Below are 16221 nucleotides of genomic sequence, written 5' to 3' on the forward strand. Positions count from 1 at the left end.
GCCTGCTTGTCGGACTGCGGCGCGGGCATGTTGCCGGCCCCACGCGGGACGCTGTAGCCCGTGCGCCTCGCGTTGTGGCTTGTATTCGGCGCGTCGTCGCAGCGGCCCGGCGCGTTGCTGGCCGTGCGGCTGGCCTTGCCAGGGGTACTGGCCGCATTGTCAGGCGCACGCCAGGCGTTGTGGGCCGTGCGGCTGGGCTTGAGGTGGCTGCGCGGCGCATTGTCAGGCCCAACCGGCCATTGTGAGGGGTAACCGGCCATTGTCACGCAAACCAAACGTGGTGCAGCCAAGCGGCCCGCCGCTCTCGGCCGGCCGGTAAAAACTCAGCATTAAGCACCACGCGCTAAGCACTTGCTGCTTACCTTGCAGGCCAGAACCCCATCATAATTCCCAACTGACCACCCCATGAAAGTAACCGTAGTAGGGGCCGGTAACGTGGGCGCCACTTGCGCCGACGTACTCGCCACCCGCGAAATTGCCAACGAAGTAGTCCTGGTTGACATCAAGGAGAACTTTGCTAAAGGCAAAGCCCTCGACATCTGGCAGAAGGCCCCAATCATCGGCTACGACACGCGCACGGTGGGCGTCACGAACGACTACGCCCGCACCGCCGGCTCCGACGTGGTAGTTATTACCTCCGGGATGCCCCGCAAGCCTGGCATGACCCGTGATGATCTGATTTCGATCAATGCCGGTATTGTGAAGACGGTAACGGAAAATGTGCTGGAACACTCGCCCAACGCCATCATCATCATCGTGTCGAACCCGCTCGACGTGATGACCTACCAGGCACACCTTACCTCGAAGCTGCCCCGCGAGAAGGTATTCGGTATGGCCGGCATCCTCGACACGGCCCGCTACCGCGCCTTCCTGGCCGAGGCCCTGAACGTGAGCCCGAAAGACATCCAAGCTGTTCTAATGGGTGGCCACGGCAACACGATGGTACCGCTGCCCCGCTACACTACTGTGGGTGGCATCCCCGTCACGGAGCTAATTGGCAAAGAAGAATTGGCTGCCATCGTTGACCGTACCATCAATGGTGGCGGCGAACTGGTGAATCTGATAGGCACCTCGGCCTGGTACGCCCCCGGCGCCGCTGCCGCCCAGATGGTAGAGGCCATCGTGCGCGACCAGCGCCGCGTGTTCCCCGTCTGCGTGGAGCTGAAAGGCGAGTACGGCATCGACGGCGTGTACCTGGGCGCCCCGGTTATCCTGGGCAAAAACGGCATTGAGCGCATCATCGAGCTGCAGCTTAACGACGAGGAAAAGGCCCTGCTGGAAACCTCGCGCGGCCACGTGAAAGAGGTGATGGACGCCCTCGACAAGATGAGCAAAGAGCAGCCGGCCAACGCCTAAGCCTCTTTGGCACCTGCCGGCTACCGGGCCGCTCCGCACTGCGCGGGGCGGCCCGGTTTGTTTTTCCGTCGGTCGACTTGGCCGGCGGAATGCCGTATTTTCGTGGAGTACCTGCCTGCTTCCGCCATGCCCACTACCATCACCAGTATTTCCCAGCTCGACCTGAACGGCACCTACACTTACGCCGATTACCTGACCTGGCGGCTGGATGAATGGGTGGAACTGATCAAGGGACGCGTTCAGCTAATGAGTCCGGCGCCGCGGCGGGCTCACCAGACGGTATCCACTCGCTTAACGAGTGTTGTTGAAAACCATTTATTCGGGCACCCTTGCGAAGTTTACGCGGCCCCTTTCGACGTGCGTCTGACTACCAGCAATGCCAACGGCGACGCGCAGATTACCACCGTCGTGCAGCCCGACATCTGTGTCGTCTGTGACCCGCAGAAGCTGGATGAGCGCGGCTGCCTGGGCGCCCCGGACTGGGTTATTGAGGTAGTATCGCCGCGTACGGCTTCCTACGATACACGCACCAAGTTCGAGTTGTATCAGGAAGCCGGCGTGACGGAATACTGGATTGCGTTTCCGGGCGAGAAAAGCATCGATGCCTATGTGCTGGACGACGGCCACTACCAGCTGCGCGGCACCTACGACGGGCCCGGCCCCATGCCTTCCCACACCCTGCCGGAACTGACGCTGACCTGGGAACGGGTGTTTACTGGTTTGTAATCCGGCGTTCAGGCTTATGCCTACCGGGCCGCTCCGCACCTGCGCGGGGCGGCCCGGTTTGTTTTTGGCTTGAACTGAAAGACAGTACCTTGCCGGCGAAACCCATTTCATGCACTTAACCTTAATCGACACCAACCCCGAGGTGGTGGCCGCCTGGCAACGCGTGTTTGCCAATGTGCCGCAGGTCACGATTTGCCACGCCTCTATCTTCGACCACCCGGCCGACGCCCTCGTCAGCCCCGTCAATAGCTTCGGCTTCATGAACGGCGGCATCGACTTCGCCATTTCCAAAAACCTGGGCTGGCACCTGGAAAAAGACCTACAGCGCGTCATTCGCGAGAAACACTACGGGGAGCTGCTGGTGGGGCAGGCCGAAATCATCGAAACCAGCAGCACGCTGTTTCCCTACCTAATTTCGGCCCCCACCATGCGCACGCCCATGACCATTACGCGCGGGCCCAATGTGTATCTGGCCATGAAAGCCATCCTGCTGCTGCTGCGCCGCGGCCGCCTGAGCACCGGCGAAGCGGTAGCCGACAAGGTGCGGACGGTGGCCATTCCGGGCCTGGGCACCGGCGTGGGGCAGGTGCCGCCGCTGGTGTGCGCCCGGCAGATGCGCCTGGCCTGGGAAGACGTGACGCGGGAGCAGTACGCCAGCAAGCAGGGCTGGGAAGAGCTGCGCTCCAACTACGCCTACTTCTACACCCACGACCCCAAGCACATTACCTACGACATTCCCTAGCCATGCCCGCCGCCTCATCCGCCGCCGACCTTGTGGCCCGCATCCACGCCCTGGCCGACCCCGCGCGGGCCGTGCTGGTGGCGCGCTTCTTCAAAACCGGCCCCGGCGAGTACGGCGCGGGTGACCAGTTTCTGGGCCTGCCCATGCCCCTGCAGCGGCAGCTGGCCCGCGAGTTCCGGCACCTGCCCCTCGATGAAGTGGAGCAGCAGCTGGTGCGCAGCCCCTGGCACGACTGCCGCTCCATCGGCCTGATCATCTGGACGCTGCAGTTTGCCAAAGCCGGGCCGGCCAGGCAGCAGGAACTGTATGAGCGGTACCTGCTGAACCGCGCCCACGTCAACAACTGGGACCTGGTGGACGTGACCTGCCCGACCATCCTCGGCGGCTACCTGCTGCGCCGCGACCGGGCCCCGCTCTACGAGCTGGCCGCCGAGCCGCATCTGTGGAGCCAGCGCATGAGCATCGTGAGTACCCTGACGTTCATTCGCAAGGGGCAGTTTGCCGACACCTTCGCCCTGGCCGAGCAGCTCCTCCCCCACCGCCACGACCTGATCCACAAGGCGGTGGGCTGGATGCTGCGCGAAGTGGGTAAGCGCAACGAGGAAGCCCTGGAAGAGTTTCTGGCCGACCACGCCCGGCAAATGCCCCGCACCATGCTGCGCTACGCCATCGAGCGGCTGCCCCCGGCCCGGCGGCAGCAGCACCTGCAGAAATAACAACGGCCCGCCGGATTGCTCCGGCGGGCCGTTGCGCCTGCCTTGCGCCTACTGCTGGCTGGCTTTGAAGAGTTTCTGCTTTTCGTCCTTGGAAAGGCTTTCGTAGCCCGAGCGCGAAATCTTTTCCAGAATCCGGTTGATTTCCTCCTCGGCCGGCTGGGCAATGCCGCCGCGCTTGGCTCCCGCCGCGGCCTGCTGCGGGCTGCGGTGCGACACGCGCAACCGGGGCCGGCCGTGCAGCAGGGCGCCAATCCACTCCCCGGCCACGATGATGGGTCGGCCCAGGTCGCGGCCGCGGTTGAGCATGCGGATGTAGAAGTAGCCCATCAGTGCCCCGCCCAGGTGCGAAATCTGCCCGCCGGTGTTGCTGCCGCTGATGCCGACAATGGAAATGACGATGAGGCCGGCGGCAATGTACTTGATGCGCACCGGCCCGATGAACAGCAGGTGCATGGAATAATCGGCGGGCAGCAGCGTGGCGGCGGCCACCAGAATGGCCATGACGCTGGCCGAGGCCCCGTGCAGGGTGGTGCCCAGCTGCAGACGCAGCGTGGGCAGCAGGTTGAAGCACAGCAAAAACAGTCCGGCCCCGGCCAGCGCGCCCAGCACGTACAGGCTAATCAGGCGCCGGGCGCCCAGGTACTCGCTGATGAGGGCGCCAAACCAGTAGAGCGTGAGCATATTGAAGAGGATATGCCCGAACTCGTACTGGGTGAAGGCGTAGGTGAGCAGCGTCCAGGGCCGCAGCAGCAGCTCGGGCAGGTACGAGGGCACGGCCAGCCACTCCAGGGCCAGCAGGTGCCCGCCGCGGCTGCCGCTGCTCAGAAACACCACGGCCCGCAGCAGGTTCAGCGCCACAAAAACCAGGATGTTGATGACCAGCAGCTGGTTTAGGGCGTTGTCGCGCCGGCTGAAAGTGGCACGGATATCGGCTAAGATGCTCATTGCAAGGGGTGGGAATTAGTAGAAGCGCGAGCGGTCTTGCTCCCAGAACTTCAACAGGAGGAAGCCAAACAACATTCCGCCCAGATGGGCGAAGTGGGCCACGTTGTCGTTGGGCACTGGGTGAATGCCGGAGTACAGCTCCAGCATGCCGTACAGAAAAACAAAGTAAGCCGCTTTGATGGGGAAGGGGAACAGAAACGGCTGGAGGGGAGTGTGGGAGAAAAGGTAGCCAAAAGCCAGCAATACCCCGAATACCGCCCCCGATGCCCCCACCATGCCCGAGCCGTTGGGCGTGTTCAGGGTGGCATCGTACATATCGACGACGGTTTCCTTGGCGTTCTGCACCAGGGCCGCATCGTCCGGACGCTCCCGCAGCGCCTGCACCTTTTCGGCCACGGCCGGCGCGTAGGCGGGGGCATGGTCGCGGTAAAAGTCGGCGAAGTTGACGGCCGTGGGCTGGGCCACAAACCGGTCCCGCGCCTGGCGCATGCCCTCGGTTTCGTAGTGACGCACGCCCTGGTAAAGTACGCCCGCCCCGATGCCGCACGCCAGCCAGAACACCAAAAACCGCTGGCCACCCCAGTGGTTCTCCAGCTGCGGGCCAAAAATCAGCAGGGCCAGCATGTTGGAAAACAAGTGCCCCATGCCACCGTGCATGAACATGTAGGTGAAGTGCTGGAAGGGCTGAAACAGGTCCGACGTCCAGGGAAACAGCGCCAGCATCGGTGTCAGTCCGCCGAGGGCGCCCATGCTGGCCAGCAGGAACACGGCGGCGTTGACAAACAGCAGGTTGCGCACCATCGGGGTGAACTGTATCGTCATAAAAGCTGATTTGCGCTGGTTTCGGGGAATACGCTGAATTCGGCGCGGCTGGCTGGAATGGAAGCTGCTGCGGAGCCGGCAGCACCGGTTTCGCAACCAGCCCCGGCGGGTAGCAGCTGGGCCCCGGCCCCAGCCGCTACCCGCCCGATACGCGGCCACGAAGGTAAAAGCCGGGGTGTTATCAGCCGACGTTATCCGCTGCTGGTGCTACTGTGGGCGGCGCGGGGCAGTAATCAAGCCTTTCGGCGTGAATCAGCGGGCAAACAGGGCCTGCAGCTGCTCGGCTTCCAGCATCACCAGGGTGCGCTGCCCATCGGGGGTGTAGCCGGGCGTCTGGCAGGCGAACAGGCGGTCGACCAGGGCCGTCATTTCCAGCTCGCTCAGGCGGGCGGCCCCGCCGGCGGCCACGCGCCGGGCCAGGGCCCGGGCCAGCTGCTCGCGCCGGTCGAGGCGGGCGCGGCCCACGGGCATGCGAAACTGCTCCAGCAGGCCCTCCAGCAGCTCTTTTTCGTTGCTACGGTGGGGCACGTCGGCCGGCAGGCCCTCCACCACGATGGTGTTCGGCCCGAACTCCTGGAAGCGGAAGCCCAGGGCCTGCAGCTCGGCGGTGACTTCGCGCAGCACCACGAAATCGGTGGGCGTGAACGAGACGGTGCGCGGAAACAGCAGGGTCTGGGAGCTGCTGTTTTCCTGGGCCAGGGTGCGCTGGTACTGCTCGTAGAGAATCCGCTCCCGGGCGGCCACGTGGTCGATGAGCATCAAGCCCGACTTCACCGGCACCAGCACGTACTGCTGCACCTGCACGGCGCGGCGGCCCGGCACGGCGGCTTCGCCCGGGCTGCTGCCGGCGCTCAGCGGGGCGCTGCTGTGCGTCAGGGGCAGCTCGGGGGCCGGGGCGGCGGCCGCTACGTTCGGGGCGGTGGGCAGCAGCGGCACGGCGGTTTCCGGGGCCGGAGCGGCGGGCAGCACTGGCACCAGGGGCACGGCCTCGGGCTGGGCTTCGGGTGCTTCGGCTTCGAGGTCGTCGAGGGCGCCGGGCTGGCTCAGGGAGCGGTAGAAGTCTTCTAGCGCCTGCCGGGCCTGCTCGGTGGGGCGCGGCGTGAGCGGCTTCTCGTCGGCCGGGCGGGCCGCGCTGCCGCTGCGGGGCGGGCGGGCGGGCGTAGCCGCCGCGGCCATAGCCGCGGCCAGGGCCCCACCCTCGCGGCCCCGGTCCAGGTCGAGGTTGATGGGCCGGGCGTCGGCCTGGTCGTCGAAGTCGGAGCGCGAAGCGGTGCGCATGCCGGCCAGCGGGGCGAAGTTCACGTCACTCTCAAAGTCGAGCGAGGGGGCCATGTTGTGCAGCCCCAGAGCCTGCTTCACGGCGGCGCGCATGATGGCGTACACAGTTTTCTCGTCCTCGAACTTGATTTCCGTCTTCGTCGGGTGTACGTTGATGTCGATGGCCTTGGGGTCCAGCTCCAGGAAGAGCACGTAGAACGGGTGCGTCTCCTTGGGCAGCAGGCCCTCGTAGGCGGCCAGCACGGCGTGGTTCAGGTAGGCCGAGCGGATAAAGCGGCCGTTGACGAAGAAAAACTGGTCGCCGCGGCTTTTCTTGGCCGAAGCGGGCTTGCCGATGTAGCCCTTCACCGAGATGAACGGCGTGACTTCCTCCACCAAAGCCAGCTGCTCCTTATACGAGTTGCCCAGCAGCTGCACCACCCGCTGGCTGAGCTTGCCGGCGGGCAGGTTGAACACCTCCAAATCGTTCTGGTACAAGGAGAAGCTGATACTCGACTTCGACAGGGCCACGTGCTGAAACTCGTCGAGAATGTGGCGCATCTCCACCGCGTTGCTCTTGAGGAAGTTGCGGCGGGCCGGCACGTTGTAGAACAGGTTCTTGACGCTGATGCTGGTGCCGTCGGGCGCGGCGGTGGGCTGCTGCTTCACCACCTGCGAGCCTTCCACCAGTATCTGCGTGCCGGTGTCCTGCTGGCGCAGCTTGGTTTTGATTTCTACCTGCGCCACGGCCGCAATGGAGGCCAGCGCCTCGCCGCGGAAGCCCAGGGTGCGAATCTTGAACAGGTCCTCGGTCGTGCGAATCTTGCTGGTGGCGTGGCGCTCCAGGCTCATGCGTGCGTCGGTGGCCGACATGCCCGAGCCGTTGTCGACAACCTGCACCAGCTGCTTGCCGGCTTCCTTGACAATCAGCTTGATCTGGGTGGCGCCCGCGTCGACGGCGTTTTCCAGCAGCTCCTTCACCACCGAGGCCGGGCGCTGCACGACTTCGCCGGCGGCAATCTGGTTGGCAAGGTATTCGGGCAGCAGTTGAATGATATCGGACATAGCAGCACACGAACCGCCGGGGGGGCGGCGTTTGTTTTCAGGGAGGGCAAAGGTACGGCAGCCGGCCGGGCCTTGCTGCTATATAGCCCCGAATGCAGTACCCAGGGTTGAGCCAAAAAGAACGTCATGTCGAGCTTGTCGAGACATCTCGCTGGATAGTAATTTCTTCTTTGGACGAGAAGAATGCTACCTCGCGTCAGCACGCGAGATGTCTCGACAAGCTCGACATGACGGCCTGATGAGCCTTCATAAGGCTACATAGCACTTTGCCTATAACCGACTTCAAACATTCCCGGAACCTGCTAATGGGCGGAACTGCCAACCCGCCCGGACTGTACTGGAACAGACTTTGCATCCATCCCGCGCGGGAAATAATGCGTAAGTTTGTGGTCAGCTTTTGCTTGCGGGATTATGCCCGTAGCTGAGCCGGCCGCCGTCTTCCGGGCTTCGGCCGGTTATTTCCGCTCTGCCTGGCAGCGCCCTTCCCCGGTGGCTTCGGCCCCCGCCGAAGGGCGTCGGCGCAGGCAGCGGAGTTGACCAGATTACTCATACGCGACACGACTCAGAGGCCAATGGGCAAGGATATTCGGATTGGACTGGTACTGCTCCTCTTGGCCATTACGGGTCTAATCGTGTCGTCGTCGGCGCCGGTGAAGGACGGGCTGCGGCCCGCCAGCGTAGCCGAGCAGCAGTGGGTCGATTCCGTGTTCAACTCCCTCTCGCCCGACCACCGGCTCGGCCAGCTGTTCATGGTGGCCGCGTACTCGAATAAGACGGCCAAGCACGTCAACTACACCGAGTTCCTGGTCCGCGAGTACAACATCGGCGGGCTGATGTTCCTGCAGGGCGGTCCGCGCCGGCAGGCCATCCTCACCAACCGCTACCAGGCCGTAGCGCGCACGCCGCTGCTGATTTCGATGGACGCCGAGTGGGGCCTGAACATGCGCCTCGACTCCTCCATGCACTTCGCCAAGCAGATGACGCTGGGCGCCATGGACGACCCGCAGTACGTGTACCAGATGGGCCGCGAAATTGCCCTGAAGCTGCGCACCCTGGGCGTACAGGTGAGCTTTTCGCCGGTGATGGACGTCAACTCCAACCCCAACAACCCGGTTATCGGCAACCGCTCGTTCGGGGAGGACAAGGAGCAGGTCACCAAGCTGGGCCTGGCCTACGTGCGCGGCCTGCAGGACCACGGCGTGGTGGCCGTAGCCAAGCACTTCCCCGGCCACGGCGACACCGACGTGGACTCGCACCTGGCCCTGCCGGTTATCAACACTGACATGGCCCGCCTGACCAGCGTGGACCTGTACCCCTTCCAGAAGTCCTTCGAGGCCGGGGTGATGGGCGTGATGGTGGGCCACCTCTACATGCCGCTGTTCGACACCATCCGCAACCAGTCGGCCACGATTTCGCGCAACCTGGTGACCGGGCTGCTGAAGGAGAAGATGGGCTACCGCGGGCTGGTGTTTACCGACGCGCTCAACATGAAGAGCGTCGCCAACCTTTACAAGCCCGGGGAGCTGGACGCCCTGGCCCTGCTGGCCGGCAACGACGTGCTGCTGTTTTCGGAGGACGTGCCGGTGGCCATCCAGAAAATCAAGCAGCTCATTGCCGACAACAAGATTGCCCAGGAGGATATCGACTACCGGGTGCGCAAGATTCTGCGCGCCAAGTACTGGGCCGGCCTGAACCGCCTGCGCCCCGTCGACGTGCCCAACCTGATGAGCAACCTGAACCGCCCGCTGAGCCGGGTGGTGCAGCAGAGCATCTACGAGCACGCCACCACCGTCGTCAAAAACGAGGACGACCTGCTGCCCTTCGCCCACCTCGACACGCTCAAGATGGCCTCCATTGCCATCGGCGCGCCGAACGACAACGAATTCGGCAAGACCATGCAGCGCTACCTGCCCTGCGCCACCTACGCCGTTACCAACCGCTACGCGCCGGATTCCACCTTCGCACGGCTGCTGACCAAGCTCGAGGGCTACAACACGGTGGTGGTGAGCCTGCACAACATGAACAACACGCCCACCCACAACTACGGGCTGGGCGACGGGGCCCTGAAGTTTGTAAAGCAGCTGCAGGCCAATCCGCACCTGAAAACCGTGGTGGTGGTGATGGGCAACGCCTACGCCCTCAAGCACGTGGAGGACGCCCGCACCCTGGTGTGCGGCTACGAGGACAACTTCGCCTCCCAGCTGGTGGTGCCGCAGATTCTGTTCGGCGCCCTGCCCGCCAAGGGCCGCCTGCCCGTCACCGTCTCCGAGACGCTGAAAGCCGGCACCGGCCTGCCCACCGCCGACTTCAAGCGCCTGCGCTACGAGACGCCCGAAGCCGTGGGCCTCGACTCGAAAGTGCTGGCCCAGATTGACAACATTGCCACCGAGGCCATTGCCTACGCCGCCACGCCCGGCTGCCAGGTGCTGGTGGCTAAGGACGGCGCCGTGGTCTTCGACAAAAGCTACGGCTACGCCACCTACGACAAGGCCCAGCCTATTACCAACGAGACGATTTACGACCTAGCCTCGGTGTCGAAAGTCGCCGGCACCCTGCAAGCCATCATGTGGCTGAAGGACGAGGGCAAAATCAACCTCGACAGCAAGGTATCGGAATACCTCACCGACCTGAAGGGCACCAACAAAAAGGACATGACCGTGCGCGAAGTGCTGCTGCACCAGGCCGGCCTGAAAGCGGGCATCCCCACCTGGGAGCGGACCGTCACGCGCACCGGCGGGCTGAAGCCGACCTTCTACGCCAGCACCCAGACCGACGACTTCCAGCGCGAGGTTATTCCGGGCACCTACGTGGCCCGCACCGCCGAAGACTCGGTGTGGACCTGGATCAAGCGCAGCGGCATGCTGCCCAAGGTGAAGGGCGCCTACCCCTCGGAGTACTCCGACCTGAGCTTTATCATTCTGAAGCGCCTGGCCGAAAAGCAGCTCAACCAGCCGCTCGAGCAGTTTCTGCAGCAGAACTTCTACGCCCCGCTGGGCCTGAACACGATGACCTACAACCCGCTGCAGCGGTTCCCGAAGTCGTGCATTGCGCCCACCGAGAATGACACCTACTTCCGCCACGCCCAGCTGCAGGGCACCGTGCACGACCAGGCCGCGGCCCTGATGGGCGGGGTGGCCGGCCACGCGGGGCTGTTCTCGAACGCCAACGACCTGGCCATCCTGATGCAGATGAACCTGCAGAACGGGCGCTACGGCGGCAGCCGCTTCTTCAACACCCCGGTGGTGGCCGAGTTTGCCCGCAGCCAGTCGGCCGGCAACCGCCGCGGCCTGGGCTGGGACCACGGCGACCCGACCAAGCCCGAGGGCCCGACCAGCAACCTCTCCCCCGCCACCACCTTCGGCCACACCGGCTTCACGGGCACCTGCGTGTGGATGGACCCCGAAAACAAGATTCTGTACGTCTTTTTGTCGAACCGCGTGTACCCGGATGCCGGCAACAACAAGCTGCGCCAGTACAACATCCGCACCCGCATCCACGACGTGATTTACAGGGCCATTCAGACCGACGCGGCCCAGGCCAAGAACTAAGCCCGCCTAAATAGCATTGGTTGACTTGAGGGGAAGCATTTCTATGTGGTGTGGAACAAGCAACCCCTTGACCGGCGCGTCGTCCTCTGACCAAGGACGGCGCGTTTTTTTGTTGGGTACCGGTAAGGCCAGAACCAGCAGCACGTCATCCTGAGGCGCAGCCGAAGGACCTTCCTCGCACCCTGCACTGACGCTCATATCAATGTACCGGCACTTTGGCGGTTAGACTGTTGCACATACTGGTCGTCGTCGAAAAGAACGTTGGCTCGTTGTTATCAGCGGCGGTGCAGAGTGCGAGGAAGGTCCTTGACTACGTCGACCTCCGGTTCGCTGCGCTCAGGATGACCGACGTTACCCAACCCAACGCCAGATTACGTATCCATTAAGCCCGACATATTTTTCGGGCTTTGCCCAACTTGCCGGCCGCTGCCCGGTTTAGCAGCAAACCCCTCTTTCTCCTCTCCCAGCCGCCCCACCCGCATATGAACATCGGCATTGTCTGCTACCCTACTTTCGGCGGCTCGGGCGTCGTAGCCACCGAATTGGGCAAAGCCCTGGCGCAGAAGGGCCACCGCGTGCACTTCATCACCTACAGCCAGCCGGTGCGGCTGAATTTCGTCAACGAAAACCTCTTCTACCACGAGGTGTTCGTGCCCTCCTACCCGCTGTTCCAGTTTCCGCCCTACGAGCTGGCGCTGGCCTCGAAGATGGTCGACATCGTGCAGAACGAGAAGCTGGACGTGCTGCACGTGCACTACGCCATTCCGCACGCCTCGGCCGCGTACATGGCCAAGCAGATTCTGCGCACCAAGGGCATCAACATCCCGGTCATTACCACCCTGCACGGCACCGACATTACGCTGGTGGGCAAGGACGCCTCGTTTGAGCCGGTCGTGACGTTCAGCATCAACCAGTCCGACGCGGTGACCTCCGTGTCGGCCGACCTCAAGCGCGAGACGTACGAGTACTTCGCCGTCGAAAAGGACATCGAGGTCATTCCGAACTTCATCAACTTGGAGCGGTTCAAGAAGCAGCCCAAAGAGCATTTCCGGGCCGCCATTGCCCCCGAAGGCGAAAAGCTGCTGATCCACACCTCGAACTTCCGCTCGGTGAAGCGCGTCGACGACGTGGTGCGCATCTTCGACGGGGTGCGCCAGCAGATGCCGGCCAAGCTGCTGCTCGTCGGCGACGGGCCCGACCGCCCGCGCATCGAAAAGCTGTGCCGGGAACTGGGCCTCTTGAGCAACGACGTACGCTTCCTGGGCAAGCTCGAGGCCGTGGAGGAAGTGCTGAGCGTGTCGGACCTGTTTCTGATGCCCTCCGAGAAGGAAAGCTTCGGCCTGGCGGCCCTGGAGGCCATGTCCTGCGAGGTACCGGTCATCAGCACCGACGCCGGCGGTATTCCGGAGCTGAACGTGGACGGTGTCACTGGCTTCGTCAGCCGCGTCGGCGACGTGGACGACATGGTCAAGAACTCCCTTACCGTGCTGGCCGACGAGAACCTGGCCCGCTTCAAAGCCGCCTCCCGGGCCCGCGCCGAGGAATTTGCGGTGGAGAAAATTCTCCCGCTCTACGAGGCCTGCTACCAGCGCGCCATCGACGCGGTTATGGCCGGCGTGTAGGCCGCCTTATTCTTGCGGGGTATCCTGGTCGTCGCGGCTTGAATAGTCCAGGTACCAGGCGCCGAAAAGGTTCGACAACACCAGCAGCACCAGGAAGCCGGTGCCACTCGCCGCCTTCAGCAGCAGCAGCGTCGCCCCGCCGAGCACGTGGCCCAGCGCTGCCCCCTGCACGCAGCGCGAGAGGCGGGCGTGTTCGTCGTTGATGCTCAGAAAAACATACGCTACCATACCGGCGGCCACCGGCAGGCCAAAAACCACGAACAAGCCCATAAACAGCGCGCCCCAGATGCCTTCGCCGCAGTTCTTGCAGCTTTCGGCGTGAGCAGGTAGCGCGGCTAGCTCCAGCAGGAGCCCCAACGCCGCAAGCGGTAAGAGTCGACGGAACATAGGTGCTCGAAGGATAATAACAGGCCGGATGTCCGTCGGTCGGCTAACTACCGGCCAACGGACGTTTTTTCTGGTCCGCTAACCTGGCAGGACCGCGCCGCCGACTTATCGGCAGCAAGCAGAGAATAACCCGCCTGCGCAGCGCCTAGAACAGCCCGACGGCCTCGCGCTTCACCGCTTCGATGGCGGCGCTGGTGGGGTCGGCTTCGTCGGTGAGCAGGGCTTCGAGCACGCGCTTGGCCAGCTCGGTGCCGCGGGCCTGCTGCTGGTTGGGCAGGGTCTGGTAGGCCTTGTTGATGAGCGTGACGATGCTTTCCTTGGCCTGGCGCACCTGCGTCCAGGCGTCGGGGCTCATGTAGAGTTGCTGGGAGAGGTTGTGCTCGTACTCGGCCCGGATTTCCTGGATGAGCAGGCGGTGGTACTCAGGGGCGGTCTGGCCGGCGGAGCTCAGGCGCACCAGCAGGTTGTTGGGCGTAATGCGCTCCAGCAGCAGGATAACCCGCTCGTAGGCCTGCAGGCGCAGCGGCAGCGTGGTTTTGGAGCTTTCCAGGCGCAGCTCGATCAGGCGGCGCTGCTGCTCCTTCTCCAGGTACTGCTGAATGAGGTAGTAGACGGTACCGGCCACGATGAGGGCCGGCAGGGTGATTTTGAGCAGATCGATGAGCAGGGCGGAATCCATGCGGGACAGTAGGGCGCACCATTTCGAAAGCAGGCGCGCGAGAATTAAACAAAACCGGCGAAAACGGGTAATACACCCAGCCCGCGGCGGCCGGCAAAGATATACGTGAACCGGACGCGGCGGGCTACTGTTACGGGAATGATACGGCGAATAGCGACCGGGCAGTATCTTTGTCGTCCGGGCCGCCAAGCCCTTCCTTTCGGAGTCTCTACGCAACCTCTTTTTCAACTATGGCAACTGCCACGGCTTCCACCAAATTGGCCCCCATCGCACTCACGCCCCGTGCCCTGGAGGAAGTAAGAAATATCCTGCGCGAGAAGAACGTGCCGGCCGAATACGGCCTGCGCGTGGGCGTGCAGGGCGGCGGCTGCTCGGGCCTGAGCTACCTGCTGGGCTTCGACAAAGCCAAGGAACAGGATGAAACCTTCGACCTCGACGGCGTAAAGCTGATCATGGATAAAAAGCACGCGATGTACGTGATGGGCATGGAAGTCGACTTCCAGGACGGCCTGAACGCCCGCGGCTTCACCTTCAACAACCCCCAGGCCAAGAGCACCTGCGGCTGCGGCTCCTCGTTCTCGGCCTAGGCTGACCGCTGATCTTACGGATGGAGTAACGGCTGGCACTGATGCTGGTCCCGTCTCCTTTTCAGCCTGAAAAAAGCCCCGGTAACTCGGAAGTTACCGGGGCTTTTTCGTGCGCTTACCTGCGGGAAACCTTTTACCCGACAACGGCAGCAAGGAGGAAGTCGCCCTGTTGGTAGTCGGGGTGGGCAGGTGCAAGGTCAGTACGCGGCGCTCTTCACGGCGTGGGGTTTCATTACCGCTGCGCTAGTCGGGCCGCCAGCCCGGCCAGGCAGCGGGGGCACCGCCAGAAACAGCGGCCGGCCCAGCTCGGCCACGAACTAGGCGTTGGGCATACCATGGGCCGCTACCCAATCCGCTCCCCGCCCATGACTTTCACCGCCGAGCCGTCGGCCATGAACACTGACCGGGGCGGCTGGCCCAGCGGCTCCACGAAGGCTTCGCCGTAGAGCTGGGCCACGCTGCACTCCATCCGGTAATCGAGCACCCGGTGGGCGTTCCAGCGCGGGTGTACCACCTCGTACTGCCCGGTGCGCCGCTCCCCCAGGCGGGTGTAGCCCCAGTAGTGCTCGGTGATGAACTCGGCTTCGCTGCCCGCCGCAATGGGCGCCGAGGTCTGCTCCACGGTGGCCCGCAGCTCGTTCCAGCGGCCGCCCACCTGCCAGCCGTAGTCGATGTCGAGCCGGCCCTCCCCGGCCGGGCGCCAGTGGTGCCGCATGGGCAGGGCCAGGTACTTCTCGCCGTAGAAGGCGTTGGCTACGGCCGCAATCATAGTCCGTGGCACGATTTCCTTCACGAACACCACGCCCCGGCGCCAGCCAGCCTGCGGGTCCTGGTGGCGCACGTAGAAGCGCAGGTTGACCTCCTCGAAGTGCCGGTGCCAGGGCACGCTAAAACCCCGCACCCGCGTGTGCTCGAACATAAAGCCCACCATGCTCACGTAGTGGGTGCCCTGCCAGTCGTCCAGCTCGGTGCCGTAGGGCAGGAAGGGCCGCAGAATGGTGGGGTCCACGGCGTAATTGGCCATGAGCAGGTTGCGCCACTCGGCGGTGAGGAAAGTCGTAGGCATAAGGGCGAATGGGCTACAACCAGCAGCTACCGGAACGGTAATGCATCGGTAAACGGCAGCATGAAGGCTGATAAAATAAACGAAACGATGCGGTAACCCCGCGGTGTTTTGGTAGCTGAAACCACCTGCGTATATCTTCCCCCAAGCTCCCGATTGGCCTGAGCTAGCTGCTTGGCGGCATCAAAGTGCTGGCCAGCTACGAGGCGTACCAGCGCCTGCCGCGAACAGTCTCCTCCCGGGACCCGGCACGAGGTCATGAATGGCCGGTACTGCACGGCATGCCTTACCGGGTGGCTGGCTAAATCATAAGTCAGCGCAAAAGCCACGGTATCAGAGCTGTTCCACAGCATTCCAGCGTAGGGCAGGTACCGTTCACCAGAGTTACTGGGCGCTTCCAGCAGAATATGAAGTGTATCTGCCTGATCGAAGCTACGCCCCGTTTTGCGTTGCTGGGCACTGAAAAGCTCAGTCAACAGCATCAGCTCCGCTTGCTGTTCCACACGCGAGTTGTGCGGACTCTGCCGCAGAAAGCGCTTATAGTCCTCTAAAAAGTGCTGTGCCGGAGCAGGTCGGCCTAAGCTAACCCAAGTTGCGGGGTACTAAAGCTGGGGCAAAAAGAAATCTGTTCCGCCCGGAACAGGGTAGGTTTGAAGTATCTGACGCTTCACTCCTTCCCCGACCATGACGGAACAGACCGTGGCAA

14 protein-coding genes are annotated in these 16221 nt (G+C 63.5%); 7 read left to right on the forward strand and 7 right to left on the reverse strand.

Annotated features, from left to right (window positions below; translation table 11 throughout):
* The first annotated feature begins 405 nt into the window (after positions 1-405).
* The 4 genes from mdh to EJV47_RS27560 all read left to right on the forward strand — a co-directional run bounded on the left by mdh (position 406) and on the right by EJV47_RS27560 (position 3540).
* Positions 406-1356 carry a malate dehydrogenase gene (gene mdh, locus EJV47_RS27545; RefSeq protein WP_126696437.1) on the forward strand — a complete coding sequence of 317 codons (951 nt, stop codon included), beginning with the start codon at positions 406-408 and terminating at the stop codon, positions 1354-1356.
* Between the two features lie 126 nt (positions 1357-1482).
* Positions 1483-2082: a Uma2 family endonuclease gene (locus EJV47_RS27550; RefSeq protein WP_126696438.1), complete on the forward strand. Its 600-nt coding sequence runs from the start codon at positions 1483-1485 to the stop codon at positions 2080-2082.
* Positions 2083-2191: 109 nt separating this feature from the next.
* Positions 2192-2824, forward strand: coding sequence for a macro domain-containing protein (locus EJV47_RS27555; RefSeq protein WP_126696439.1), 633 nt, complete (start codon positions 2192-2194; stop codon positions 2822-2824).
* Positions 2825-2826: 2 nt separating this feature from the next.
* Positions 2827-3540 (forward strand): DNA alkylation repair protein, encoded by a 714-nt coding sequence (locus tag EJV47_RS27560; protein ID WP_126696440.1) that lies wholly within the window; start codon positions 2827-2829, stop codon positions 3538-3540.
* 48 nt (positions 3541-3588) lie between these two features.
* On the opposite strand, the gene EJV47_RS27565 is transcribed toward EJV47_RS27560, so the two are convergent.
* The 3 genes from EJV47_RS27565 to mutL form a co-directional block, all read right to left on the reverse strand.
* Positions 3589-4485: a rhomboid family intramembrane serine protease gene (locus tag EJV47_RS27565; RefSeq protein WP_126696441.1), complete on the reverse strand. Its 897-nt coding sequence runs from the start codon at positions 4483-4485 to the stop codon at positions 3589-3591.
* 15 nt (positions 4486-4500) lie between these two features.
* Complete coding sequence (locus EJV47_RS27570) at positions 4501-5307, reverse strand: rhomboid family intramembrane serine protease (protein ID WP_126696442.1); 807 nt, start codon at positions 5305-5307, stop codon at positions 4501-4503.
* Positions 5308-5559: 252 nt separating this feature from the next.
* Positions 5560-7629, reverse strand: coding sequence for a DNA mismatch repair endonuclease MutL (mutL, locus tag EJV47_RS27575; protein WP_126696443.1), 2070 nt, complete (start codon positions 7627-7629; stop codon positions 5560-5562).
* A 572-nt stretch (positions 7630-8201) separates the two neighbouring features.
* Between mutL and EJV47_RS27580 the strand changes: the two genes are divergently transcribed.
* Together EJV47_RS27580 and bshA are read left to right on the forward strand one after the other, a co-directional pair.
* Complete coding sequence (locus tag EJV47_RS27580; protein ID WP_126696444.1) at positions 8202-11177, forward strand: serine hydrolase domain-containing protein; 2976 nt, start codon at positions 8202-8204, stop codon at positions 11175-11177.
* Between the two features lie 482 nt (positions 11178-11659).
* Entirely contained in the window at positions 11660-12799 is a 1140-nt protein-coding gene (gene bshA / locus EJV47_RS27585; RefSeq protein WP_126696445.1) for an N-acetyl-alpha-D-glucosaminyl L-malate synthase BshA, read from the forward strand.
* Between the two features lie 6 nt (positions 12800-12805).
* Here the strand turns inward: bshA and EJV47_RS27590 are convergent, their stop codons facing one another.
* Both EJV47_RS27590 and EJV47_RS27595 read right to left on the reverse strand, forming a co-directional pair.
* A complete protein-coding gene (locus EJV47_RS27590; RefSeq protein WP_126696446.1) occupies positions 12806-13186 on the reverse strand; it encodes a hypothetical protein in 381 nt (126 codons plus the stop codon).
* A 145-nt stretch (positions 13187-13331) separates the two neighbouring features.
* A complete protein-coding gene (locus EJV47_RS27595; RefSeq protein WP_126696447.1) occupies positions 13332-13865 on the reverse strand; it encodes a DUF7935 family protein in 534 nt (177 codons plus the stop codon).
* 230 nt (positions 13866-14095) lie between these two features.
* Between EJV47_RS27595 and EJV47_RS27600 the strand changes: the two genes are divergently transcribed.
* Positions 14096-14452 carry a HesB/IscA family protein gene (locus tag EJV47_RS27600; protein WP_126696448.1) on the forward strand — a complete coding sequence of 119 codons (357 nt, stop codon included), beginning with the start codon at positions 14096-14098 and terminating at the stop codon, positions 14450-14452.
* Positions 14453-14795: 343 nt separating this feature from the next.
* Here EJV47_RS27600 and EJV47_RS27605 read toward each other — a convergent pair whose 3' ends face one another.
* Entirely contained in the window at positions 14796-15518 is a 723-nt protein-coding gene (locus EJV47_RS27605; protein ID WP_126696449.1) for a YqjF family protein, read from the reverse strand.
* 26 nt (positions 15519-15544) lie between these two features.
* A complete protein-coding gene (locus EJV47_RS27610) occupies positions 15545-16018 on the reverse strand; it encodes a hypothetical protein (protein ID WP_126696450.1) in 474 nt (157 codons plus the stop codon).
* Positions 16019-16221: the final 203 nt, after the last annotated feature.

Source organism: Hymenobacter gummosus (assembly GCF_003970915.1).
GTDB lineage: Bacteria > Bacteroidota > Bacteroidia > Cytophagales > Hymenobacteraceae > Solirubrum > Solirubrum gummosum.

Bases quoted from the DNA above. Each gene is read 5' to 3' on its own strand.
- EJV47_RS27555 (WP_126696439.1), top strand. From the start codon at position 2,192: ATGCACTTAACCTTAATCGACACCAACCCCGAGGTGGTGGCCGCCTGG.
- EJV47_RS27550 (WP_126696438.1), top strand. From the start codon at position 1,483: ATGCCCACTACCATCACCAGTATTTCCCAGCTCGACCTGAACGGCACC.
- EJV47_RS27595 (WP_126696447.1), bottom strand. From the start codon at position 13,865: ATGGATTCCGCCCTGCTCATCGATCTGCTCAAAATCACCCTGCCGGCC.
- mdh (WP_126696437.1), top strand. From the start codon at position 406: ATGAAAGTAACCGTAGTAGGGGCCGGTAACGTGGGCGCCACTTGCGCC.
- EJV47_RS27605 (WP_126696449.1), bottom strand. From the start codon at position 15,518: ATGCCTACGACTTTCCTCACCGCCGAGTGGCGCAACCTGCTCATGGCC.
- mutL (WP_126696443.1), bottom strand. From the start codon at position 7,629: ATGTCCGATATCATTCAACTGCTGCCCGAATACCTTGCCAACCAGATT.
- EJV47_RS27600 (WP_126696448.1), top strand. From the start codon at position 14,096: ATGGCAACTGCCACGGCTTCCACCAAATTGGCCCCCATCGCACTCACG.
- bshA (WP_126696445.1), top strand. From the start codon at position 11,660: ATGAACATCGGCATTGTCTGCTACCCTACTTTCGGCGGCTCGGGCGTC.
- EJV47_RS27570 (WP_126696442.1), bottom strand. From the start codon at position 5,307: ATGACGATACAGTTCACCCCGATGGTGCGCAACCTGCTGTTTGTCAAC.
- EJV47_RS27580 (WP_126696444.1), top strand. From the start codon at position 8,202: ATGGGCAAGGATATTCGGATTGGACTGGTACTGCTCCTCTTGGCCATT.
- EJV47_RS27560 (WP_126696440.1), top strand. From the start codon at position 2,827: ATGCCCGCCGCCTCATCCGCCGCCGACCTTGTGGCCCGCATCCACGCC.
- EJV47_RS27590 (WP_126696446.1), bottom strand. From the start codon at position 13,186: ATGTTCCGTCGACTCTTACCGCTTGCGGCGTTGGGGCTCCTGCTGGAG.
- EJV47_RS27565 (WP_126696441.1), bottom strand. From the start codon at position 4,485: ATGAGCATCTTAGCCGATATCCGTGCCACTTTCAGCCGGCGCGACAAC.